The following is a 25142-nucleotide window of genomic DNA, read 5'->3' on the forward strand; positions in this document are numbered from 1 at the left end:
ATCCAAGCTCTATATCCAGCAGCCAACACTTTTCATCTAGCGAAGATTTCAACAAAGTCGACTGGACCACATACCAACACACAACTATTCTACAAACACCCCTCGAGGGAGGTCCTGAATTGACAAGGGTTTGTCTCCGGAATGCATAATCGTCGACCGCGGCCGCAAGTAGTGTGTGAAAATTTGTGTCAGGGTAAACTAGGACTCTCAAGGGTAAGGAAAAACATCTCGAGTGCTGCTTCAATCAGTGTATCAACGTCTCGAGTCACACTCGAGAGTCGGAATCGATACCTCGAGCAAAGTACCTGATCATCGAAAACTCGTGAGGCACCGTACAAGATTCCAATAATTATACTCGTCCTGGTCGTGGTCCCCATCGGTAGAATGGGGGCCCAGAGTCACAGTCATCCTGATCGGGTTGCTCTTTCTGGTGAACTTGTAGCTACTGTCTCTGGTGTACAACCTATTGGAGACACTCGAGAAACTCGAGGCCGCATTCTGAACGCGTCGTTCCATCGATATCGAGATGACCAGGAGCCTCGACCAAATCCCTCAGAGCCACAAAGGACGTGTGAGGCCGTATATGGGGTGTCGAGAGGCCTGAAAACTCGCTCGAGGCACGAGAAACAATTCAGTTAGGGAGAAACTCCAGAATTCGAGTACTCAGTTGGAGGCACAAACAGACTCGAGCAATCCCATTCATCGATGAAACCTCCATTTGACCAAATATCACCCCCGAATTTAGGAAACAAATTCACTTTCGAACCATAAAATCGATAGACAGAGGCCGATTATGGAAAACAAGACAGTCTATTGAGGACTCAATAGTTTCGATTATTAGTACACTCTAATCACACCGTAGAAGAGTCGAGACGTCGTTTCTCGAGGAGTCCACTCCGGTCAAGCTTGAGGTTCGCTTCCTCGAGACATTCTCACGAAGAGCCACCCAAAACCGATAGCCGAAGGCCGATTATGAACTCCGCAACAACCGCTTTTGCACCCCCACTCGAGTCTCCCAAACTCACCCGACCACATCTCACACCCATACGACCGCTCAACGCTTCCCTCGACTCGAGAGGTCTCCCATCCACTCCCCCCAAGCCTAGTTCTACCGCTCGAGGGTGGCACAAACGTATTTGCGGAGTTACTACGTCTTTATGCGAGAGGTCTGGTGACGGTTCGTTGCATTACAAAAGGGATCGCCTCATGTACTGAACGTGACTACTCATCCCGGGAGAAGACTATATATAGAACGCTATTTCAAGCAAATCAGAGACAGTTGGCGTTCTCGCGTAACTATTCACAACACTCACCAAACCACTCTCGAGAGAGGGACTACATCTCAAACCGAACACGGAACCACAGTCGATCGGCCTGGTGGTGGGTTGTGTGCTGGTAATTAATGAACAGGTCTATTGCAGCCATTGTCAGAGAGACACCACTCAACCCAAATATCATAAATATCTATACTTGCACATACTAACTATACTATGCGAGAGATATACTGGGCTGTTTTACTCGTATGTGTGGTAGGTGGGTTATTCCTATTTTCAGGTGCGTCAGGGGCGATATCCCAAGAAGTCAGTGAACAACACACCCTCGAGTATTCATCTGAGGCAGACTACGAGATTGATTCCATGGATGAGTTTGACTACTATAACAGCCGCGGCTGGGAGGATCAAACAGGCAGTGGTCACGTAGTGGTCGTCTTCAACACTGACCTCAACCTCACAGAAGCACGAGACGATACGATCGTTTACGATAACTCAGTACCGTTAATTCTCAAGGGAGATGTGACTCTCGAGGGACTTCAAGCGCCCACAGTCGACGTCAGCGAGGAGGAAGCCAATTTAATGCTGGACGAGCTCACTCTGGAAGGTGCCGCTGCGGACGGCCCCGATACTGCGTTGATCGAGAGCGAGGGAGCAGTAAAGTTGCAGAATGTGACAATTAGGGATACAATTCACACCGCTGCCTACCCGACTGATGTCTTCGAGGAGACGTACCGCGTCTCGCTGATTGATTCGGGCGATGATGTCGAAGTTGAAGATAGCGAGTTTATTCTAGCAGAGCGACCAATCGAAGCGGCAGGTGACGTGACCATCCGCTCGTCGGTTATCAAGAACGCGAGCAGTGGGGGAATCAAGGCCGGTGGCACAGTCGACGCCCAAGATGTAACGCTAAGCGACATCACTGGTGATAGTGGACTCGCCGGTGAAAACGTCGTTGCTGATCAAGTTACGATCACCGATGTCCGGGCTTCAAGCGGGGGAGCGATCAGTGCCAGTGAAGACGCCACAATTCGAGACAGCATTATCAATAATGCCCATGCTAGGTACAACGGTGGTGCCGTGGTTGCCGGGAGCCACCTCCGAATCGAGGACACCCAAATTACTGAGGCAACGTCAAGTCAGTCGAATTCGATTTATGGCTACGACGAACTGACGGTCGTCAACTCCACACTCAAGGAGGCAGATGCATTGCAGCCGAGTCTGGCTGGCTACGCCGATGCGTCGGCAACCCTGAAACGTTCCCATCTGGTCAATGTTGAAACCGTTCGAGCCGAAACGATTACGGCTACGAATGTATTCGTGGATCACACACAAGACTATGCCTTTGATGCACGGGAATTGACGGTCACTGACAGCGAGATTCGCCACACTGGTGGACTTAGCGCGAGTAGAGAACTAATCATTCAAAACACACTGGTTCATGATGTCGAGACGGTTGGTGGAAGCGCACCTCGTGGATCGATTATAATCGTCGGATCGACGCTTACAAATCTTGACGTTATTGATACGTTCAATCCTTACCACAGCCTCGAGATCCGAGAAACGACAATCGTCGGGACCAACAGTCCACTAATACCTGAAATAAATGATTTAGACGACCGAACTCTCGACTCGGTCAACGTTATCGATGCCGAGGAACCGGTGTTTGAAGGAACGGTTCCTGATCGAGACTCAGTGTTCATCGATACGGCGGGTAACTGGGAGAACTTGAGCCCTGATCTCTACTGGAGTACTGAAGAGCCCTTCGAACAATACCTGCCACCAGTAGCTGTCATCGATGACGCCACAATTAAAGAGTCGAACGCGGTTCAGGGCGAGGAGATTGTGATTTCGGCAAAGTTAGTTAATCAAGGTGGTTCAGGTAACCTCAGAGTTGACTTGCGCGACAACGAAACCACACTTAAAACTGAAGCGGTTAGCATTGAGCCTGGAGAAACAGCGACGGTTGATTTCTCGGTCGAGCTTTCGGATATGACGATTGGTGACCAGAATCTCACCCTATCCACGTTTGACGATGAGCACAAAATGACGATCTCGGTTGCAGACGATGAAGCAGACGAAGGAGACAATGATACCGAGACTGGCTCAGGTGACGATGATACCGGAGCAGATATTAACGGCATCTCCTCGGAACATGGGGACGACGCTGACGAGACGACGAACGATGGCGACGGCGACGACGTACCACAATCAATGACAGGAGTTGATGGACTCGCGACAGGCTTCACAGTGTTTGGTGCGGTGTTGGCGCTTCTCGGCGTAAGCTACTATCGTGTAAGACGGTAGATTATCCGTTTGTTCGATAGTTTTCTACGACTGGACTGAAACGTTTCCATATGGACGATCTGGTCGAAGCAGCCTTGGAGTATGCGGAGACGAAAGACACTCCCGAACCAGATTCAGCGAGTGAGTTTGGTCAACCCGAGTGTGTGGTTATCGGGTGTGGACCCAAAGGAAGTACTCCGCTCTCGAGGCTCGAGACTGAACCAATGACCGTAGCGGTTGGGTCAGTAGACACAGTGGAATCGGTAGATGTCGACCACACGATTGAAAACGTAGGTAACACACATGTGGCCAGTTTAGACCGGGATGCAGAGATCCAGCTCGAGGGTGTGCTCGAACCTGCCGATTTCGTCATCGTAACCGCTTGTTCGGAGACGCCAGCCAGCACCGAACTCGCAAAACAGGTGTGCGAGAAAATCGACGAGGATCAGCAATCGGTTGTAATCGTACTTCGCCCGGAGACAAACTCTATCGAACAGTACCCCGGGTTGAACGAGGCTGCAGAAAACATCATCCCAATCGATGAATCGCATGCGACCGAGATTTGCAATCCCAACCGGTTGCTGGAAACGAAACGATCGTCCCCTTTGGATCCAGGTGAGCAGGTCATGGTCGCACTAATCGACGCGTTCGTAAGAACACTCCACGGACCGCTTCCCATCGGGACTGATCTCGCTGCCCTGCACGAACTGTTCACTGACCGAGGACACTGTCGGCTGTATTACGGGGCCGGACATCGCGGTGAGTTACCAGCGACAGTCATTGACGGTGAGACCAGTGGCTGGCTTTCAGACGGTCGGCTGGAGCGTGCAGACGGAGCGTTTGGTTTCGTTCGGTTCGGCTCACCGTTCGAACTCCGCGAATTCGAAATAGTCGAAGAGCATCTGAAAGACCAGTACGCCTCACAAACGATACCGAAAAACCGCTGGGTGGTGACAGGCACATCTGATGAATTGTTTCTCGAGGAGTTTAGCGTACTGTTGGTGATATTTGGAGAAGAGTGAATTACTTGGGGTCACGCCCCGAGGTACTCGACTTGTTCGTCTGTAGAGGCGGTGTATTCGCGCCATTCACCATGTGCCAGTTCCACGTAGCCACGCTGGCGCATTAACTCCAACAGTGCAACGATATCGGACCGAGAAGACTCCTCGGCATATCCTTGCTGCTGTCTCCTCGTAGATGACACCTGGCGTTTTGATTGAATCCTCGAGGATGTCAAGGACGGCTGTCTGTAGGGCGGGAAGTGAGGGTTCACCCATTAAGGAGAAAAATCGAGCAACGTATATGAATGATTGGTGCGCGGAGTGGGAAAGACGGGAGCTACGTGCCGGCATTATTTTATCAGTTGAATAGAATTATAGTATAGTATCGGGTGAAAATCATACAGGCGACCGTTGTTGAGGAACGGTCACTGGAGAAGCATGGTAGCGATGCTCGGTAGACTGTTACGAGCAAGATCTCCCTCGAGTATATTTAACAATGAAAGCACTCATCATCGGTGATATTCACCTTCGGACGACTGGCCGTAATATTGTGGTTGATGACCTTCCAGTCGACGGCTACGATATCGTGATCGCGATTGGAGACGTTATCGACGAAAACATCGATCATGCCAAATCAGCTGAAGCAGGCGAGAGGTACGAAACGAAAGGGCGAGCCTTCTTCGAGGCATTAAACGAACGAGGGAAACCGGTTGTTGCTGTGCCCGGCAATCACGACCCGCTCGCATGTACTGAACGACTCACTGAGGGATTGTCCAACATCGAAGTGTTACACAAGACGACCTACGAGGTGCCCGAAACGATAACCGGTACCGAGGACAGACTCACAATAGCAGGTTGGGGCTGTGAGACGTTCGATTTCACACCAGCAATTCCAGCACCGGAGTATCCAACGATAGCACCGGCACAGTTCGATTCGCATGAGGTTACCCCAGGGGAGATCGCCACCTATATCGAGACGAGAACGGCCAGGTATCTCGCTGGAATCGACGATTTCGAAACGCTCGAGGCGGCATTCATCGAGACACCAACTGGCAACTCGACCACTCTCCAGCTATTCACCGAGCGCATCGAACTGCTCGAGGAACGGTTTGAAACGGTGTGTGAGATCATGAATCAGGCCCAAAATCGAGTGGTGCTTTGCTCTCACGTCTCACCGTACGGCGTCCCGTTCGACAAACGATCCAAACACGCACACGATGGACAGTATCACTTCGGGTCGCTGGCACTCAAACTGGCGATTCTCGAGACGGCACCACTTGGCGTAATCTCAGGACATACGCATCAGGAGGGATTAACCGGAACGGAAACGTCGAACGGATATACGTATCTCTACAACCCTGGCGCTCCGGGAGTGGCCACCCTCGAAGTGGACGCGAACGGTACCTTCATCACCGAATCAGTACCAATCGAGTGAGTCGCCTTCTGTCGTTACCCGACCCGGTCGAGTCCGGCTTCACCTTTTTTTGACCGAAAATCTTCGATGGGGACTGCCTTGTCGGGGTTTTTCCCCTCGAGGAAGCGTCTGAATTTCGTGTAACACTCGTCACAGAGACCGATATACGCCGGTTTTTCTTGTGGGTATTCGGCGTCGCGGTGCCAAAGTTGATGCGTCTGAGACTGTCGGTTCTCACACCGGTCACAAATCATGGTTCCTCCGGTCGCCAATTGTCAATAGATATAGAAATACGTTTCCACTCTTCCCGGGTTCATTTCAATCCCCGAATCACTCATCACTAATTTCGAACACGGCCTCGACGCGCTCGCTAATACGAATCGGTGATGGCTGGAAATCACTCTCGGGATCAAATTCCAGGGCCTCGTCAACGAGACTCTGAAACCCTTGCTCCGATGTGGTTGTCGTAACGGTACGCACGGGTCCGATAGAGACACCCTCACATTCTGCAATATGTGCAGCGAGGGAACGGGCCCTCTCGGTTGCGGTCGCCACCGCTTGGCTGCGCAGTTGCTGTGTTTTCTCCTCACCTAAAGCAAATCGGACGTCGACAGTCGTTGCTCCGGCATCGATAGCTGTTTCCGCGATTTTAGAAGCAGTTGCCGGTGCACAATCGACTTGCAGCCGTCTCGTTGCGCGAAACGTGTCGTCTCCCTCTGAACCGAACTGGTTGCTAGGGTCGGCAAGTCGTACTTTCACAAGTCGAATATGATCGTCCGATATTCCTGCATCTACTAACGCCTGCCTGATCGTTTCGGCACAATCTTCAGCAGTAGCGGTGGCCACACTCGGGACTGTCGCCGTTCCTCGGGCCTCGAGGTCCACGGTAGCTTTCGTCGGAAGGGCTTCAGCAGTCCCTGTCGCATCAGTCGTAATCGTCGGCGTCGTCATACGATTTCTTTTCAGTCGAAATGTATAAAACCACGTACCAAAATTTGCTGGGTAGCAGCGAACCAAATCACGGACTTTCCTCTCGACTCGAGTCACCAGACCCGTATCCAGTCCCAACGAAAGTACCTACGACCCGTCCAAAAGCCGCGTCCCAATTTCGATTGGCAACTCCGTGTTCTCTACTTTCGAAATGACGGCGTCGACATCATATCGCGTGCGTCTAAGTTCCACAGATTGTTCATCAGTGTCGAGTACTGCGTACGCTGCTCGCGGATCGTCATCTCGAGGTTGTCCGACGCTACCCGGATTGATGAGTAATTTGTCATCGATCGTCGCCGCGTGTTGGACGTGCGTGTGACCGAGGATGAGTCCACGTCGATCCTCGAGATACTTCGTGAGCGTCTCGAATTCGGGCGGGAAAACGTATCTGTCTTGGATGTTTGGGTGGTCATGCACGAGTAAAAACTGGTCCTCGGCAACCGTCGATTTTCGAGGGAGCTGTTCCAACCACCGAAGTTGCTCGTGAGAGAGCTGACGCTTTGCAAACTCGAGTCCGGCTCTGGCCAACGGGTTGGAGTAGACGTGGGGAGTGTGCACCATCCGATCGTGGTTCCCCTGCACGATATCATCGGCTATGTTCATCACACGGTCGACACAGGCCGCCGGCCACGGGTTGTACCCGACAACGTCACCGACGCACACTACCGAATCGACCGCTGGCATGTCCTCGAGTACCGCCTCGAGTGCGGGCAAGTTCCCGTGGACGTCTGAGAGAATACCGACGTACATACGCGATACCAGTCAGTAGACAGACTAATATGTTGGTTCTAGAAGCCAAGATCACGGCGTGAACGGACAGCGATTTTCCAGAAAGATAATATGATTAGGTGCATGTTCATAGGAGAGTGGTGATTTCGGGATGGATGGCGACATCGTAGTCTCTCGAGGCCCTGACGAACTCGAGTCAATACGGGGTTTGGACGTGAGTATCGAGCTGAAATTTGACTGGGAGCATACGGCACTCTTACGTGGCGAGGTCAATCTCGAGACCCATCTGCAAAGTGTCGATGTCGATCCCGAACGGATTTGTAGCATCCATCTTCCACCGGGGATAGGCCGAGGTCGGACCGACCTCGAGATGGCACTGACGACACACAATCGAGGAACGATTAGCGCGTTCGTCCACGAACAACTCGGTGTCGTCCCGAATGCCCATCTGGTCGTGCATCCGCCGAAGCAGTTCGTATACAGCGACCAACTGGAGTTGATTGCAACCGTTCTCGAACTTACTGGTCGAGAGATCGCCGTCGAGAATACATCGGTGCCCTCAGACTGGTATGCGCCGGAAACGATCGCCTTCTTTGGGTACGTCGGCGAACGCTACGAACGACTTTCCGGGTTGTACCTCACGATCGATAGCGCTCACCTCCCCACAGATGGAACGACGGCTTCGGTACAATCGGCTGATCATGACGCCATTTCCACCCTCGAAGCTCGCTTAGCAGCGGACGGACTCGAAGTACCGACAGACTTTCGAGAGCGAATCGATCGACGACTGCAGGCACTCGAGTCGTACCTGCCAGGACAGGACGAACTCGAAGACAGCACTGACATGCCGTATGGGCCAGTGTTGCGTACCCTCTGTCTGAGCGGTGATCGAACAAAAGAGATTCACCTCAACGATCCACTGACCGACGCCGTTCCTGACCCGACCGGCCACAAGCCCTCCCCGATATTCGAAGCTGTTCTCGAGTATGCCATCGATCACGAGATAGCGATCGTGCTTGAACCGAGTGAACTCTCACCCAGAACGTTGCGTGAACGAGTGTCCGACTTACGAGAACTACTCGCTTCGATTTCATAGGCAATACACAAGCGAAAAATCCACCACTCAATTCGAAGGATACGATAATTCCGCATGTCGTTCAAACCACCGAACGTAGGGTGGTGATCCGTTCATCCCGTTCAATTAGCTCAACGACGGTGTCGACGAGAACCGGTTTGTAATCCAGTAACTCGACAGAAACGTTGACACAATTGGTCGCTGGGTTCACCAGTGGATACGCTTCCGGATGGGTGTTGTGGTGGTGTCCATGGATTACCCACCCATCCCAGAATCGAGGAGCGTTTTCCGGACGGTGTGTACAACAAAATTCCCGATCGCCCTGGGTGAGAAAATAGTACTGGTGGGTGTGAACGCCATCGACATATCTGCTCGGTGAATCGTGATTTCCCTCGATAAAGACGATGCGACCATTGAGTTCGTCAAACCACGCCCGAAGGGCAGCCTCGTCTGCAAAATGGCCCAGATCACCGAGAAAGAAGACGATATCATCGGCAGAAACGGTCGTATTCCAGTTATCGATGAGGGCCCGATTCATTTCGGTGACGCTATCGAACGGCCGATCGCAGTGCTCGATGATGTTTGCGTGGTCGAGATGGAGGTCGGAGACGAGATAGCGCGCCATGCTGGTGAAAATGGAGTGTGATGGTTCTTGGAACTATCGGGGCACTCGAGGAGATCACATCGTTCGTATCATTAAGTTAGTGTATCCCCCGCATTTCATTTGGATATATGTACGAAGTCAGCGAGAGGCTGTACTACGGTGGCCTTGAGGCAGCAGGGACAGATCTACGTCGGGACATCGATCACGTGATTCAGCTCACGTACGAGAGCCCGGAAGCCGGGTATCCGGACGACGTTTCGGTACATACGTTTTCGATGATGGATGGACCGCGGAACGACGAAACTGTATTTTGCGGCGCAGTGTCCAAAGCGGTCGAATTGCTCGAACAGGAATATACTGTGTTAGTTCACTGTTCGGCAGGACGGAGTCGGTCGACCTGTGTAACAGCAGCGGCATACGCGCGACACGAATCGGTCTCGTTCGAAAACGCGATGGCACGGGTTAGAGAAGCAGGTCCAGTTAATGCACACGAAGCGCTGTTACGTCGCGGGAAACGCGCCGTGGCCGAAGGTTCGGAGTAGTGGCTCCTCACGAATCGGCCCATGACGGCGAAATAGAAGACGAAGTGAATAACGAGAAAACGTGAATCAGATTTCAAAAGCCGACATCCCTGCTCGAGTCACCTCACTCGACGGTAACGCTTTTGGCAAGGTGTCGAGGTTTGTCGATCGAGCGACCGAGTTCGTTGGCGACCCAGTATGCGACCAGCTGTAACTGGACGTTCGCGACCACGCTGCTCGCGATCGGCTCGAGGTCGGGGACCGAGAGGACGTGGTCGGCGTAGCGTTCGACATCGGCGCGGCCGTCGGTGATGGCGACGATCGGGACGCCGCGGGCTTCGACCTCTTTGATGTTGCCGATCGTTTTGTTGGCGGCGCGGCCCTCGCCGGTAACCAGGGCGAAAACGGGGGTCTGTTCGCCGACGAGTGCCAGCGGGCCGTGTTTGAGTTCGCCGGCGGCGAATCCCTCGGCGTGTTTGTAGGTGATCTCTTTCATCTTGAGGGCGCCCTCGAGGGCGACCGGGTAGTGCAGGTCGCGACCGATGAAGAAGTACGATTCGGCGTCGCGGTAGGTTTCGGCGACGGTTCGTGCCTGGGTAGTGTCGAGGACCTGTTGGATGGCGTCGGGGATCGACCGAAGCGATTCGATCAGCTCTCGAGACCGGTGATCGCTCAGCAGGGCGGCGACCATGGTGAGCGCGACTTGCTGGCTGGCAAAGCTCTTCGTCGCGGCGACGCTGATCTCGGGGCCGGCACGGATGTAACAGACGTGGTCACACTCTCTGGCGGCCGAACTGCCGACGACGTTCGTCAGTGCGAGCGTGGTTGCGCCGGCACGCTGTGCCTCTCTGAGCGCACGGAGCGTGTCGGCGGTTTCGCCGCTCTGGGTGACGCCGAGGACGAGCGAAGACGACGTGAGCGGGAGCTGGTCGGCGTGGAACTGACTCGCCAGGATGGCCTGTGCGTTGATGCCCCAGCGTCGCAACAACGCCGCACCGAACAGCGCGGCGTGATAGGACGTTCCACAGGCGACGAGCGTCACCGGTTCGTCCCAGTCCGTCCCTTCGAGGAGGTCGAGGGTGACTCGGCCGGTGAGTTCGCTGAGTCGGCCGCGCAGACACTCACGAATGCCGGATGGCTGCTCGTGAATCTCTTTGAGCATGTAGTGGTCGTAGCCGCTTTTGCCTGCGTCCTCGGCGTCCCACTCGATCGTCTCGATCGAGGTTTCGACGCTCGTTCCATCATGGTCCGTGACCGTCACCGTCTCGGGTGTCAGAGTAGCGAATTCGCCATCCTCGAGGTAGATGACGCGGTCTGTGTGTTCGATGAAGGCAGGGACGTCGCTGGCGAGGTAGTGACCGTCGTCGCCGATGCCGAGCACGAGCGGGGATTCGTGTCTGGCAGCGTAGATGGTGTCACTGCCTTCGAAGACTGCGGCGATCGCGTAGCTCCCTTCGAGTTGCCTCACGGCGCGACGAAACGCCCCTTCGTGCTCGAGGCCGGCCTCGAGATAGCTGGCGATCAGGTGTGGGACCACTTCGGTGTCGGTATCGCTCTCGAAGGAGACGCCGTCCTCGGCGAGGGAGCTGCGAAGCGACTGGTAGTTCTCGATGATGCCGTTGTGAACGACCGCGACGTGACTGTCCGCGTCCGTGTGTGGGTGGGCGTTGGCATCCGACGGTGGGCCGTGTGTACTCCAGCGCGTGTGGCCGATGCCGACTGCGTCGGCCCCCGACACTGGATCGGCAGACTCGAGCGCCGATTCCAGCGCGGACAGTTCACCCTCTCGTTTGTGGACGTCGAGTTCGCCGTTGCTCAGGGCAATGCCGGCCGAATCGTAGCCCCGGTACTCGAGCCCGGAGAGGCCCGAGAGCAGTACGTCTAGAGCGTCACTTCCGTCACCGTTGCCGACGTAGCCGATGATGCCACACATTAGCCACGCACCTCCACGTCGTTGTCGACGGTCCCACGGACGGTCGAGCCTGCCTGGACGTGTGCGTCCGCGCCGACGATCGTCCCCGGACAGTACGTGACGCCACCTTCGTCTCGCGTCTGGTCGGCGAGGAGGGCACCGAACGCAACGTCCCGATGGACGCTATCGTCGACGATGACGTCGCCGGGCCCGCCAACGACGGTCGAGCCTGGACCCATGTTGACGCCGCGGCCGGAGACACACTCACGGAGGGTTACCCCATCGCCGAGCCGGGTATCGGCATCGATGACGGACCGCGTGATGGTCCCGTTTGCACCGACCGTGACGTTCTCACCGAGACAGACGTTCGGCCCGACGACCGCACCGGGGCCGACGACGCAGTCGTCAGCGATAGCCACCGGTTCGACGACGGTTGCCGTCTCGTGAATCTGTGCCGTCTCCGCGATCGTCCCGTTTTCGGCGTCAGCCTCGAGCAAGTCGTCGGCGATGGCGAGTAAGTCCCACGGGTAGGTTGCGTCCACCCAGACGCCGTCAGAGATGACACCCCCGACGGTGTCATCGCCCTCGATCACGCTCGAGAGGGCGTCGATGAGCGAGTGCTCGCCGGCCCGGGGATCGACCGCCCGAATCGTCTCGAAGATAGCAGGCGAAAACACGTACACACCGGCGTTGAGGTAGTAATCTCGGTCATCGACCGGGTTTTCGACGATTTCGGTCACCGTTCCATCGCGACAGATGACGCCACCGTACTCCGTGACGTCGGTGGTCGGAATCAGGCCGAGGGTTGCGAGGGTCGTCTCTGGGTCGTGGCCCTCGAGAACGTCAGAAATGATATTGCTGTCGACGAGTTGGTCCCCGTAGACGACGAGTGTGGGTTCGTCGAACGTGGACTCCGCAGCCAGTAGAGCGTGGCCGCTGCCGAGTTGTTTCGACTGTGTCACGTAGGTGATCGGCACGTTTCGGTAGCGTGGGCCGAAGTGCGATTGTACCCGATTTTGGCGGTAGCCAACGACGACGGTGATGTCCCTGATGCCGGCTTCGATCAGTGCGTCGAATACGTGGGCGAGAATCGGCTTGTTCGCGGCGGGAAGCATCGGTTTCGGCCGATACTTCGTCAGCGGTCGCAGTCGGCGACCCTCCCCAGCCGCGAGAACGATAGCCGAAGATGTGTGCATACGCACAGGAATCCATTCAACAGACCTTATTCTTTCGGCTTGCTATATCGGTTTCCAACGAGTATACGGCACCGGGATATATAATATATTTTTATTTAGAAGTCAGCGGGAACAAGCCGCGAAAAGTCCCTCCAGCGTTGTGATTGGTACACCTCCATCGCAGCCTCGAGCGAGGGCCACTCCTCGGATGCGAATCAATCGATCGTCAAGAGGGTCGCAGTCGGCAACACCTGAGTTCCGTTGACATTCATCGCAACGGAGGTTTTTTACGCTGTGTCGGACACTTCGATGTATGCACCGCGGGTACGCGTTCGGACTCACTGTCGCTGTCGTCGGCGTACTGTTCGCCGCGACGGTACTCGCAAGCGGCAGTTACGGACTCGCCGTCGACGATTCGATTGCGGTTCCGGAACAGACGGTCGAGATCGAGGGCTCGAGCTACGAAATCGACGGCATCGGTGTCGTCGAGCCTGGGGACTCGATCTCGATCACCGTCGACTCGAGCGAGGATTACCGGCTGTTCCTGTACAATCAGGATGAAGAAAGCGAGTTCAACGCGGGCTGGACGAGCGATACCGAACGCGTCACGATCGGTACCGATGACGACGATCTCGATACGGACGAACTCGAGGCTGGAACGTATTTGCTCTCACTCGAGCCCCGTGGCGAGGGACGACAGGCCGTGTATCCGATCGTCGTCATGGGCTATGATCTGACCCTGTCGTATCCGACAACGGTGGAGGCAGACGAGAACATCGAGATCACGGCAACCGTCGAGCCGATCGCCGAGTTGGACGAGCCCGAGACCGTCCAGGTCGCCATCTGGGATGGGACAGACGTCACCGAAGTGCAACTGGACCACGATGGTGACGGTCACTACAGCGCAATTCTCGAGTCAGGTTCGCTCGAACCCGGCTCCTACAACGTCTACGGTGGCGTCTCCGAGGATTCGGGCGGCGACTACCGGACGGCACAGGCCGTAGCGAACGGCGGGGCGCTAACGGTCGAGGAACCGGCGGATGACGACGACTCGAGCGACGATGACGCAGATGACGACGACGCAAACGGTGACGATCCGGATGGCTCGGACGACGATGATGCAGCTGACGACGACTCGAGTGACGATGAAGCGGGTGACGACGCAGACGGTGACGACTCGAGCGATGAGAGTGAAGAGAGTGATGATGACGGGTCCGGCGACGAATCGGACACTGAGGACGACTCAAGCGACGACGCGGATGACGATGTCGATAACGGCGATGAAAGCGACGGCGAAGAGCGGGAAGACGATACTGATGACACCGAGTCTGACGGAACCACGGACGATAGCGACGACGCTGACGATGTCGATGACGGGACGGACGACGCCACCGAAAGCGATGACGACGAGGGGCCAGCCGATGACTCGAGTGGGGAAACCGATTCCGAGGACGATGGACCGACGGTTATCGACCGTAACGAGACGACGGCTGACGAAAGTGACGACGCCCTCGCAAGCCCTGCACTCGGCGTGCTCGGCGCACTCGGCGTTCTGGGAGCAGTCCTGCTCGCTCGAGTGAATCGGACACGCACTCGGTGACTCACATTTGTGTCTGGAAAGAGAGGGTTTTCCCGAAGGTCATAGCCTCGAGTGGTCGCCCCCACGAGCATAGCCGTTCACTCCCTGGGTTCCTGTACCATAGAACCGAGACCGGAGGGCTCGATACGCACGATTCCTCCGAGTAGAATGAAATGTCCGGAAAGACTAAGAATAGAGAGTTTAATCGTAGCGTATGAAGTGTCGCTGTCGTCTGATTGTTCTCCTCACCGTTGTTGCAATGGTGACGCTTGCGCCGATCGCTGGCATCGCCGGTGCAACAGCTGGGGCGAACACTGGAACACAATCGTCCCAAACAACCAGTTTGGATGACGATGAACTGTATTCGGTAACCGATAACATCTCCGTCTGGGAACGCTCTGCACTGACCCTGCGAGCGGACCCCACGACAGGAGACCCTGTCAGCGTCGACTTCTTCGTCGACCTGAACGACCCGGATGACAGGACAGTTACAGAATTCCGAGAGGAACTGTCCGTCTACAAAGCGGGCGAAACTGTAACGGTCAACTTCGGGGCCCAGACCGACACGGGTGACCTCGCCGGTGAGGAGGTGCAGATACTCACCGCCGAACTCAATGAGGACGTCACGGCCGACGACGTCAACCTGAGCATGCTGCCGACGTCGGCTGACGACCTGGCAGACGAGCTGACCCAGGAGAACCTCGACAACCTCAACGAGAACGTTACCTTCTCACTCGAGGACGCAACACTCGATTCGAACGGCGAACTCGAACACGAGTTCACGGCCGATCGTGCTGGACTATACACGGTCGTCGTTGCAACCGGCGACGGGCTCGACGAAGATAACGGCAACCTCGAAATCGTCGGTGACACGACCATCGTCGGCGCCGAATCGCTGGCCGCCCAGGAAAAGCCATCCGACGTGACCGTCGACGACGACGACCTCCTGCCGGGTGACACCGTGAGCTTCAATGCCACCGCAGGTGAACTCGATGGCGACATCGACCACGCCGTCGTCCTGTACGACGAAGAGACGCTCACCTCCGTCGACAACGACCTCGTGATCAACATCACCGAAGAGATCGACGAGGACTTCTCCGAATCGGATATCCAGATCGAACACGACATCGCGACCGTCAACGGCGTCCACGAACTCGAGAGCGATGTGACTGTCATGGGGCAGACGCTCGGTGCACAGTCGGTTTCCGGACAGACACACCTCGGTGACGTCATCGATTTCGTCACCAGCGAGGCCGGTGACGCCGCCGGCGAAGACCTCGAGGGCCCAACCTCGATCGCTACTGACGACGTCGTGTTGAACGCGTCCTCGACCGCGCTGGCAAACGTCGGACCGTCGGCGACCATCGACGTCGAAACGTACGGGAACTGGACGCCTGGTGAGTATCGCTGGGTTCACGTCGCCAGCGGTGACTCGAGCGACGAGTTCCAGACGAGTACGGGAACGATCTCGCTCGGCGAGACGGCCTTCGACGTGAAGATCGACGAGGACGCCTCGACGACCGAAGTCGAGACCGACGAAACGGCAACGATCGTCGCGAACGTGACCAACGTCGGCGATCTGCCCGCCGAAACCCCTGTCGAGTTGACCGTCGACGGTGACTTCGAATCGGACACGACTGTCGACCTCGACGTCGATGAAACCGAGACCGTCGAATTCGATGTCACGCGTTCGGATGAAGGCGAGTACACGGTGACGGTTACTGCCGCCGAGGCGTCCGATTCCATAACGCTGACGGTGGACGATCCATCGCCGCCACCGATAGGACCACCTGCTCCACCGGGCCCACCGGATGACCCACCAGAACCGGGTCCACCAGAAGAAGTCCCCGGTGATGTCTACAGCGAGCGTGCGGTAGCCGAATTCGATGAGAAAGCCGAGCGGATGGTCGTCACGTTCATCCAGGACTCGCCAGTGAGCGACGTCACGCTCGACACAGCCGACCCGGTCGAGGTCCTCGTCCAGGAGTTCGATGCGCAGAACCCACCAAAGGAGCTGCCACGAACGCCGGGCGCTCAGATCTCACTGCAGCGAATCGCCCTCTCGCCGGGATACGAACTGACCGAAGGAACGATCAGGTTCACCCAACCCGCTGATGCGTTCAGTAGCGCCGCCCTCGAGGAGGAGGCACTGACTGCCTACCGATTCGACGAGGACACCCAGACGTGGGAACCACTCGAGACGACCGTGCTCGAGGTAACTGACGACCGTGTGACGGTCGAAGCCGACACGCCACGGTTCTCGTACTTTGCCGTCGCTGAAACGCGTTCACCGACTGCCGTCATCGACGTCTCGCCGGACACCACGGTCGAAGCGGGAGAAACCCAGACGTTGTCCGCAACCTACTCCGACCCAGGGAGTGGTGAGATCGACGAGTACGAGTGGCGACTCGACGGCGAGTACCTGAGCGACGAACCCGAGGTCGAACAGACCCTCGAGGAAGGCACCTACGAGGTCGAACTGACGGTCACGAACGACGCTGGCAACAGTGACACGGTGACTGAAACGCTGACCGTCGAAGAAGAAGATGACGATCCACCAGTGGATCCACCGGAAGATGAAACCTACGAGACCGAGATCGTCGTCACCGACAGTGACGGCGAGCCGATCGCCGGTGCCACCGTCGAGATCGACGGCGAGACGTACACCACCGACGAGAACGGCGTCATCACCGTCGAACTCGAAGACGGCGAGTACACCGCGACGATCACCGCAGATGGCTATGAAGAGATGACCCAGGACATCACCGTCGATGGCCAGGACGTGGCGATATCGACAGAGCTCGCCACCGTCGAAGAGGATGACGGCACTTCGTGGCTGACGATAGTGCTCGTCCTCATCCTGTTGGCAGTGCTCGCTGGCGTCGGCTACTTCGTCTACGTCGAATACGAAGACGAGATTCAGTCGTTCATCGACGAAAAGCGTCAATAGCGATTCGACAGCTGGCCTGGTGACGATCGACCCTTTTTCGACACGCCTGAAATCCACAGCACGACGTTTCTCAGAATCAGCAAACGCGGCCCGGTTTCAGAAGGTTGATTGAGCAGACACGCATTGTCGAGGGCAGTGAGCGACGATTCGGGCGACTCGAGAGTGCCAAAGGACGAGGGCAACCCAGAGGAGGAGAGCGACACTGTCAATCATGGGGCCGAGAGTGACTCCGATACTGATACGCGCGATTCGATCACGGAAGGCAGCCTGGTTCGTCCGCTCTTTCATCTCGCCTGGCCGATCGTCGTTATTCAGCTGTTGCAGGTAACGTACAACGTCGTCGACACGCTGTATCTCGGCCGCCTATCGGCTGAAGCCGTCGGCGCGATCAGCCTCGCCTTTCCCCTGATTTTTCTCCTGATAGCCGTGGCAGGCGGATTTACGACGGCCGGCGCAATCTTAGTCGCCCAGTACACCGGTGCCGAAGGCGATCGCTCGGCGGGACTGGTCGCCGGTCAGACGCTCTCGTTCGTCGCCATCCTCTCGGTGTTTATCGCCGTCGGAGGCTACTTTTACACCCGGCCAGCCCTCGAGTTGCTCCCGAGCGACCCAGACACGGCCGCGACCGTCATCCCGCTGGCGGCCGACTACATGGAGATTATCTTTCTCGGCATCCCCCTGATGTTCGGCTTTTTCGTCTTTTCAGCGCTGATGCGCGGCTACGGCGACACCCGCACCCCTATGGTCGTCATGATCGTCTCGGTCGTGCTCAACGTCGTTCTCGACCCGTTCCTCATCTTCGGCTTTTCGAACAATCCGCTGTTCGTCTGGCTCGGCCTCGAGGGACTCGAGGCAACCCTCCACGCTGGAGTGAGCTTCGACGGCTACGGTATCCAGGGAGCTGCACTGGCGACTATCCTCGCTCGAGGGGTTGCAACGGGGCTCGGCATCTGGCTGCTGTTCGCGACTGACCGTGGGCCCGACGTCACGGTTTCGCATCTGTGGCCCGATTTCGAGTTTATCGAGGATATCGTTCGCCTCGGCGTTCCGAGCACCGTCGAACAGACCACGAGCGCGATGGCGATGATCACCCTGACGGCGATGGTAGTTACGTTCTCCCCGCCCGTCGTCGCCGCCTACGGCCTCGGCAATCGCCTGATATCGCTCGTGTTCTTACCCGCGATGGGGCTGGGGCGGGCTATCGATACGATGGTTGGCCAGAACCTGGGTGCCGACCGGGCCGACCGTGCCGCGCGGTCGGTCTGGCTGGCCGCCTCGACCGGAGCGGGCGTCATGCTCGTCGTCGCGGTCATCGCCGTCGCCTTCACCGAGCCCATCGTGAGCGTCTTCCTCGGGGACGTCCCCGACGCGCCGGCGACCATCGCCTACGGGGTCGAGTACGTCAGGATTCGGTCGGTCGAGTTCGCCTTTATCGGCGTCTCCCAGGTGATACTGGGTGCGTTCCGCGGCGCTGGAAACACGAAGACGGCGATGGTCATCTCGATGCTCACCCTCTGGATCGGTCGCGTCGGGAGCGTGCTCGTATTGGCCTTCTCCTGGTCGGTCACGGTACCCGGCGTGGGCCTCACGCTGTCGACGTTCGGCCTAGGCGCGACCGGCGTCTGGATCGGGATGGCGCTGGGGAACGTCCTCGGCGCCATCGTCGGCGTCGCCTGGTTCACCCGCGGCACCTGGAAAGAGAAGTACATTGAGGAGGACCCACTCGAGGACGAAACCGTCGGTGAGTCCGACCTCGAGGCCGCGGCCGTCGAAGAGTAAGGGATAGCTGGTCTTGTTGAAACCCTCAAGCGGTGATACTTTTCGCTCCTCGTGATGAATACAGAGCATGTATGCATCACTGGTCTCCGCGCGAGCCATTTAGCGCGTCCACCCTCGTCGTGATCGCACTCGTCGTGCTCCTCGCGGGAGCGGTCAACGGAGTCGCTGGCTTCGGCTTTGCCCTCGTCGGAACCATGGCGCTGTCGACCGTCCTCGAGCCAGCGACAGCCGTCGTGTTCATGATCGCTCCCATCCTCGCGGTGAACCTCTCGCTGGTGCGCGAGCTCTCGGCCTCGGAGGTACGCACGTGTGGGCGACGGTTTGGACCCCTGCTGCTGGCCGCAACCGCCGGGACGCTCGTCGGGATGTGGGCGCTCGAGTGGCTGCCCGCCTCGCCGTTGCGGGTCGGCCTCGGCCTGGTGACGCTGGCGTTCGTCGCGACGAACCAGCGAGTCGTGGCGATGCCGGGAGTCGCCGGGGTGAAAGACCGCTGTTTCGTCGAGTCGACTCGATGGATGACGGTCGTCGGCGGGCTCTCGGGACTGGTGTTTGGAGCGACCAACGTCGGCGTCCAGCTGGTCGCCTACCTGCGCAGTTGCAACCTCTCACACGGGTTGTTCGTCGGCGTGATCGCGATGGTGTTCGTCGGACTCAACGGTATTCGGGTCGTCGCCGCCGCGGCGCTCGGGCTGTACGAAGTGCAAGTCGCCTCGCTCTCACTGGCAGCCACCGTGCCAGCAGTGGGTGGTGTGGTGCTCGGTTCGCAGCTTCGACATCGTCTCTCCGAGGGGTATCGCCGCCGCTTCGTGTTCGGTTTGCTCACGATCATCGGTGTTCGGTTGCTTCTCGGCGGATTCGGCGTGCTGTAGCGAGAGAGCGATAGGCAACGGCAAACCCCCAGGGCAGGCCAGCAAGCCCTCGAGTCAGAAACCCCGAAACACCACAACGGCGAGCACCCCACCACAGAGCGCCAGCAAGATGTTATCGGTTCGCCAGGCGATCACCACGACGACCGCAGCAGCTCCCCACTCGGCGGGACCCCCTGCTGCGAGTTCCGGTCCGAGAATCGCGATGACGATGGCTCCCGGCAACACCGAAAGGCCGGCCTCGAGACGCTCACTCACCTCGAGACGGCTCAGAATCCAGAGGCCGCCAACCTTGGTCAGGTAGGTCAGGACGGCCATCCCGAGGATGACGGCGACGACCAGTCCGTCGAGGGCGAAAGCATCCTCAGGAATCAAAGCGGATCACCTCGAGCAGTGCGGCCGTCAGCCCGCCGAGCAGGATGTACCACCGACCGGGGACGTATGCCGAGGCAACCAGCGCCGTCGCGAGCGCGACCAGCCACGGGACCAGCGTCGAGCGGCCGTCCCAGAGGTCGACCGCCAGCGCGAGGAAGACGGCCGCGAGGATGAAATCGAAGCCAAAACGGGCAGGGTCGCCGACAGCGTCACCCGCAAGTGCACCGACGACCGTCGAGAGGACCCAGAACGACCAGATGGCAATACCACTTCCCAGCAAGAACGCACCCCGGCCGGTGCCCGCCTGGAGGTCGCGAATCGTGAGCGCCCAGTTTTCGTCGGCCATCACGAACAGGCTGCCGTACACCTTCGTCGGCGACAGGTGTCGAAACCAGGGCTCGAGTGCCGCCCCCATCAACGAGTATCGCAGGTTGACGGCGACGGTCGCAAAGAGGATGGCAGCGATCGGGATCGGATCTGCCCAGAGTTCGACCGCGATCAGCTGTGAGGCGCCGGCGACGACCGTGGCGCTCATCAGTGTCGCCTCCGCAACGCTCAGCCCAGCCTGGTTGGCGATGACGCCGAAGGCGATGCCGTAGCCGGCGACGCCGAGAGCGACGGGGATGCACGTCAGAAAGCCGACGCGCAGTCCCTCGAGAGAGAACGTGACCGGCGACTCTCGCTGGATGACGCTCGTCTCCGCTTCCGACGACATCGTTTCGCCTACCGAGGATTCGTTTTCGTCAGCCGGGGACCCGTTTTCACTATTCTGGGACTCGTCTCGGTTGACCATCGAAGGGTTCCCTCGAGTGGTTGGTGCCAACCTGAATAGGTGTCCCGGTTTACCCGACGAATCGGCGAGACTGTTCGACGATATGACTCACAAATATCGGTCTCGAGCAAGCCGGTTCCGTGTGAGTAGTACTCGAAAGATGGAAAACGAAGTCATAGTATTGCTTTCGTAGTATTTGATAGTACATTCGTATTCACGGGTATGAGCGGTCGCTGAAACTCGAGGAAAGCGGTACTGATACTCGAGAAAAGGAGCACCGATACTCGAGGAAAGAATCGTGATTGTTCGAGTGAAAATCGGGAGACGAAACCGATCAACGTGTGAGACAAACACACTGTCTGACGTAGACTTAAGTGAATCCGGTTCAGTAGTACGCGCAGACACACTCACTGGTGTGCGGAGGACCCCAGGATGGGATTGTTTACAGGACTCAAAGATAGTATCTCTCGCGTCACGGACCGGCTGTTTTCGGATCAGGAGCCAAAGCGAATCGGCATCTACGGGCCGCCAAACGCGGGAAAATGTCTGGCAGAAGGCGAGGACGTGCTCCTCGCTGACGGGACGTACGAACCGATCGAATCGCTCTACGAGCGGGTTGCACGAGAAGAAAGCGACCCAGTCGACGTCAGCGACGAACCTCACGAACGCTGGCTCGAGTGCAACGAGACGACGATTACCGTCCCGTCTGTGCGCGATGACCTTACAGTCGAGCCGAAGGAAGTGTCACACGTCTTCAGACAGCGGTACACCGGCCCGATGTACCGAATCAAGACCCGCCTCGGCCGTGAACTCACCGTTAGCCCCGAGCATCCGTTCATCTCGATGACCGCGGAGGGAGTAACCGAACTCCCTGCCGAGGACCTCTCCGAGGGGACGGCGGTGGCGACGCTCGGCGAGTACACGCCAACGAGCGCGAACTATTCGCTCAAACCGAACGACGCTCTGTACGCAGATGGCGGAGCCGTCGTCTACGAATCGACCTACCACAATCCCAAACCGGTCACACCGCTGGAACTCGACCCGGCAGTCGGGCGATTCCTCGCACTGACGATTGCGGAAGCACAACACGATGCCCGGTCGATCGCCTTTGCGAACGATGACCCGGAACTCAGAGCCGAGTTCGAAGCAACCGCTCAGCGGTTCGGCATCGAAACGACGGCCTACGAGTACGACGACAAAACACCCATCGTCAAAGCCAACAGCCGTTCGCTCGTCGAGTATCTCAAAAAACTCGACTGTGAACCGGCTTGTTCGGCCGAAAAACGGGTTCCACAGTCGATCCTCCTGGCCGACGACGAAACCGTCGCGGCGTTCTTGCGAGCCATGTTCGACTGTGAAGGAAGCGTCCAAGGAGCAGAGACGGATGCCCGAGGCCGGTATGTTACCATCTCGAGTGCGAGCCGTGAGCTCATCGTCGGGATCCAGATCCTGCTGTTGCGCTTTGGTATCGTTGGCAAAATCCGCGAGAAACGTCACGACGGAACGGACTACTACGAATTCTGTATCGGACGCAGTGACCAGCACCGGCGGTTCCAGGAGACGATCGGCTTCGATTCGGAAGCGAAAGCGGATCGACTCGAGAAACTGTGTGCGGCCGGTTCGAGTCCAAACGTCCATACCCTCCCACTGATGGAGGAACTCGAGGACGCACGCGACGCCCTCGGAATGACCCAGGGAGCGTTTTACGGCGACAATAAACACGTTGCCAGAATGCGACGCCGGAACAGCATCTCGGTCGATCGACTCGAAACGATGGCCGAAACACTCCCGGCTGTCGATGAAACCGAACTCGTACATCACATCGCCGACTCGACGCTCGAGTGGGACGAAGTCGTGTCCATCGAGACGGTCGACTACGACGGCTACATTTACGATCTGACGGTTGCGGACAACCACACGTTCGCCTCGAGTGAGGGACTGGTCGTCCACAACACGACGTTAGCCAATCGAATCGCACGTGACTGGACGGGCGACGCCATCGGGACGGAAAGTCACATTCCCCACGAAACACGACGGGCGCGCCGGAAGGAAAACGTCGAAATCGAACGCAACGGCAAATCGGTGACCATCGACATCGTCGACACCCCCGGTGTGACGACCAAAGTCGACTACGAGGAGTTCACCGACGAGATGGACAAAGACGACGCAATCAGACGCTCTCGAGAGGCGACCGAAGGGGTTGCCGAGGCCATGCACTGGCTCCGCGAGGACGTCGACGGCGTGATCTACGTACTCGACAGCGCTGAGGACCCGATCACGCAGGTCAACACCATGCTAATCGGCATCATCGAATCGCGGGACCTGCCCGTGTTGATCTTCGCGAACAAGATCGACCTCGAGGGGTCGAGCGTCAAGCGAATCGAAGACGCCTTCCCCCAGCACAAGACGGTGCCGCTATCGGCCAAAGAGGGAGACAACATGGACGAAGTGTACGAAAACATCGCGGAGTACTTCGGGTGAACCATGCCTGAAGCTACTAACGCAGACGACGACCGCCGTGACGGCGTCCAGATCGACCTCATCAGCGGGGAGCGAATGGACGGCATGGCCAGTATGGAAAAGATTCGGATGATCCTCGACGGCGTTCACGACGGCAACATCGTGATCCTCGAGGAGGGACTGACGCCGGACGAAGAGAGCAAACTGATCGAGGTGACGATGGCCGAGATCAGCCCGGACGAGTTCAACGGCATCGAAATCGAGACGTACCCGAAATCGAGCACGCGAGATTCCTCGTTGCTGGGTCGGATCATGGGCAACGACGAGACGCCGAAAAAGCTGACCGTGATCGGGCCGGCAAACCAGATCGAAACCTTGCACAAAGACGAGAACCTCATCAGTGCGCTTGTCTCGCGGAGTTAGTCAGACGAATGCCACACCAGTGTACCAACTGCGACCGAACGTTTCCCGACGGCTCCAAGGAGATGCTGTCGGGCTGTCCCGACTGCGGCGGGAACAAGTTCCAGTTCGCGCCAGCCCAGTCCTCGAGTGCAGGCGGAGTGACGACACAGTCACAACCGAAATCGAGTACCGACGAGCGTTCGCGTGGAATCACCGACGGGCCCCCAGCGGAGTCGACGGCGGCGGGGGCTGATTCCAGTCAGAGCGAGACTGCGTTTCCAGAATGGCCGGATTCGGCCAGGCGTCCGGAAGACCGAAGCGGGGCCGATGGGCGGGCACCTGACCGGGAGAAGACGGTAGCTGAACACGCAGCACCCGATCGGATTCAGGAACCGGATTCGGGCGACCAACGAGCACGTGAGCCAGGGGACCAGCGTGAACGTGAATCGAAGGATCGGCGACCAGAGTCATCGAGCGATCAGTCAGTTCTCGATGGGCCTGTTGGACGCGAACACGACCAGCCCGAACAAGAAGACACGGCGCAGGCCAGTGCCCGGAGCGATATCGTCTCGAGTGACGAACTCCCACCAGTGACCGACACACCGAGTGAACCGGACTCGAGCGACGGCCGCGTCGTCAGCGAACCCGACTCGAACGATGAGCGACCGTCGCTCGAGGAGTTGCGCGAGGAACTCAACGAGCAGTTCGAGAGCATTAAAATCGTCCGCCCGGGCGAGTACGAACTGAACCTGATGGAGCTGTACAACCGCGAGGAGTACATCGTCTCCTTGCAGGAAGACGGTCGCTACGTCATCGACGTCCCGGATTCCTGGCGGGACGAGTAGAAGAACACGATTTACCCCGTTAACGAGAGTTGTTCACATACCCCTGTGTTTCGAGTGCAGACACCCATTCATGAACAAATATGTGGTTTTACTTTGGGATAAGTGTTCCAGTGGAAATAGAGGTTGGCCCGCGGCA

18 protein-coding genes and 3 pseudogenes are annotated in these 25142 nt (G+C 57.6%); 14 read left to right on the forward strand and 7 right to left on the reverse strand.

The genetic code is table 11. From position 1 onward, the window contains the following. Positions 1 to 1490: 1490 nt before the first annotated feature. From NLK60_RS11290 to NLK60_RS11300, 3 genes are all read left to right on the forward strand, one after another. Positions 1491 to 3578, forward strand: a complete 2088-nt coding sequence (locus tag NLK60_RS11290; RefSeq protein WP_254807891.1) for a hypothetical protein — start codon at positions 1491 to 1493, stop codon at positions 3576 to 3578. A 284-nt stretch (positions 3579 to 3862) separates the two neighbouring features. Continuing rightward, on the forward strand, positions 3863 to 4579 hold the full coding sequence (locus NLK60_RS11295; RefSeq protein ID WP_254807892.1) for a hypothetical protein: 717 nt from the start codon (positions 3863 to 3865) through the stop codon (positions 4577 to 4579). A gap of 475 nt (positions 4580 to 5054) precedes the next feature. Further along, on the forward strand, positions 5055 to 5993 hold the full coding sequence (locus NLK60_RS11300; RefSeq protein ID WP_254807893.1) for a metallophosphoesterase family protein: 939 nt from the start codon (positions 5055 to 5057) through the stop codon (positions 5991 to 5993). A gap of 309 nt (positions 5994 to 6302) precedes the next feature. Here the strand turns inward: NLK60_RS11300 and NLK60_RS11305 are convergent, their stop codons facing one another. Together NLK60_RS11305 and NLK60_RS11310 are read right to left on the reverse strand one after the other, a co-directional pair. Beyond that, positions 6303 to 6923, reverse strand: coding sequence for an SIMPL domain-containing protein (locus tag NLK60_RS11305; RefSeq protein WP_254807894.1), 621 nt, complete (start codon positions 6921 to 6923; stop codon positions 6303 to 6305). A gap of 126 nt (positions 6924 to 7049) precedes the next feature. After that, positions 7050 to 7712, reverse strand: coding sequence for a metallophosphoesterase family protein (locus tag NLK60_RS11310; protein ID WP_254807895.1), 663 nt, complete (start codon positions 7710 to 7712; stop codon positions 7050 to 7052). 130 nt (positions 7713 to 7842) lie between these two features. On the opposite strand from NLK60_RS11310, the gene NLK60_RS11315 reads away from it, so the two are divergent. Continuing rightward, complete coding sequence (locus NLK60_RS11315) at positions 7843 to 8787, forward strand: hypothetical protein (protein ID WP_254807896.1); 945 nt, start codon at positions 7843 to 7845, stop codon at positions 8785 to 8787. A gap of 61 nt (positions 8788 to 8848) precedes the next feature. On the opposite strand, the gene NLK60_RS11320 is transcribed toward NLK60_RS11315, so the two are convergent. Next, positions 8849 to 9391, reverse strand: coding sequence for a hypothetical protein (locus NLK60_RS11320; RefSeq protein ID WP_254807897.1), 543 nt, complete (start codon positions 9389 to 9391; stop codon positions 8849 to 8851). Between the two features lie 107 nt (positions 9392 to 9498). On the opposite strand from NLK60_RS11320, the gene NLK60_RS11325 reads away from it, so the two are divergent. Next, entirely contained in the window at positions 9499 to 9912 is a 414-nt protein-coding gene (locus tag NLK60_RS11325; protein WP_254807898.1) for a dual specificity protein phosphatase family protein, read from the forward strand. A gap of 103 nt (positions 9913 to 10015) precedes the next feature. On the opposite strand, the gene glmS is transcribed toward NLK60_RS11325, so the two are convergent. Then, positions 10016 to 11824, reverse strand: coding sequence for a glutamine--fructose-6-phosphate transaminase (isomerizing) (glmS, locus tag NLK60_RS11330; RefSeq protein WP_254807899.1), 1809 nt, complete (start codon positions 11822 to 11824; stop codon positions 10016 to 10018). Next, complete coding sequence (locus NLK60_RS11335) at positions 11824 to 12999, reverse strand: sugar phosphate nucleotidyltransferase (RefSeq protein ID WP_254807900.1); 1176 nt, start codon at positions 12997 to 12999, stop codon at positions 11824 to 11826. The genes glmS and NLK60_RS11335 overlap by 1 nt, the downstream gene beginning before the upstream one ends. Positions 13000 to 13291: 292 nt before the next feature. Here NLK60_RS11335 and NLK60_RS11340 point away from each other — a divergent pair, with 292 nt between their 5' ends. The 4 genes from NLK60_RS11340 to NLK60_RS11355 all read left to right on the forward strand — a co-directional run bounded on the left by NLK60_RS11340 (position 13292) and on the right by NLK60_RS11355 (position 20155). Further along, entirely contained in the window at positions 13292 to 14578 is a 1287-nt protein-coding gene (locus NLK60_RS11340; protein WP_254807901.1) for a hypothetical protein, read from the forward strand. Between the two features lie 193 nt (positions 14579 to 14771). Continuing rightward, positions 14772 to 17507, forward strand: a complete 2736-nt coding sequence (locus tag NLK60_RS11345; RefSeq protein WP_254807902.1) for a carboxypeptidase regulatory-like domain-containing protein — start codon at positions 14772 to 14774, stop codon at positions 17505 to 17507. Between the two features lie 135 nt (positions 17508 to 17642). Further along, positions 17643 to 19286, forward strand: coding sequence for an MATE family efflux transporter (locus tag NLK60_RS11350; protein WP_425499047.1), 1644 nt, complete (start codon positions 17643 to 17645; stop codon positions 19284 to 19286). 71 nt (positions 19287 to 19357) lie between these two features. Further along, a complete protein-coding gene (locus NLK60_RS11355) occupies positions 19358 to 20155 on the forward strand; it encodes a sulfite exporter TauE/SafE family protein (protein WP_254807903.1) in 798 nt (265 codons plus the stop codon). 54 nt (positions 20156 to 20209) lie between these two features. Here NLK60_RS11355 and NLK60_RS11360 read toward each other — a convergent pair whose 3' ends face one another. Continuing rightward, entirely contained in the window at positions 20210 to 20524 is a 315-nt protein-coding gene (locus NLK60_RS11360) for an AzlD family protein (RefSeq protein ID WP_254810472.1), read from the reverse strand. Continuing rightward, positions 20517 to 21242, reverse strand: coding sequence for an AzlC family ABC transporter permease (locus tag NLK60_RS11365; RefSeq protein ID WP_254810473.1), 726 nt, complete (start codon positions 21240 to 21242; stop codon positions 20517 to 20519). Before NLK60_RS11365 ends, NLK60_RS11360 begins: the two co-directional genes overlap by 8 nt. 489 nt (positions 21243 to 21731) lie before the next feature. Here NLK60_RS11365 and NLK60_RS11370 point away from each other — a divergent pair. From NLK60_RS11370 to NLK60_RS11390, 5 genes and pseudogenes are all read left to right on the forward strand, one after another. Further along, positions 21732 to 21842: pseudogene (locus NLK60_RS11370) on the forward strand (GTP-binding protein); the annotation flags it as partial. Between the two features lie 3 nt (positions 21843 to 21845). Next, positions 21846 to 23246, forward strand: a pseudogene (locus NLK60_RS11375) (LAGLIDADG family homing endonuclease); the annotation flags it as partial. Between the two features lie 6 nt (positions 23247 to 23252). Beyond that, positions 23253 to 23780, forward strand: a pseudogene (locus tag NLK60_RS11380) (GTP-binding protein); the annotation flags it as partial. 3 nt (positions 23781 to 23783) lie between these two features. Beyond that, positions 23784 to 24182 carry a DUF2073 domain-containing protein gene (locus NLK60_RS11385; protein ID WP_254807904.1) on the forward strand — a complete coding sequence of 133 codons (399 nt, stop codon included), beginning with the start codon at positions 23784 to 23786 and terminating at the stop codon, positions 24180 to 24182. 8 nt (positions 24183 to 24190) lie between these two features. Further along, positions 24191 to 25006 (forward strand): OapC/ArvC family zinc-ribbon domain-containing protein, encoded by an 816-nt coding sequence (locus NLK60_RS11390; RefSeq protein ID WP_254807905.1) that lies wholly within the window; start codon positions 24191 to 24193, stop codon positions 25004 to 25006. The last annotated feature ends 136 nt before the right edge of the window (positions 25007 to 25142 follow it).

The organism is Natronosalvus amylolyticus (assembly GCF_024298845.1).
Taxonomy (GTDB): Archaea; Halobacteriota; Halobacteria; order Halobacteriales; family Natrialbaceae; genus Natronosalvus; species Natronosalvus amylolyticus.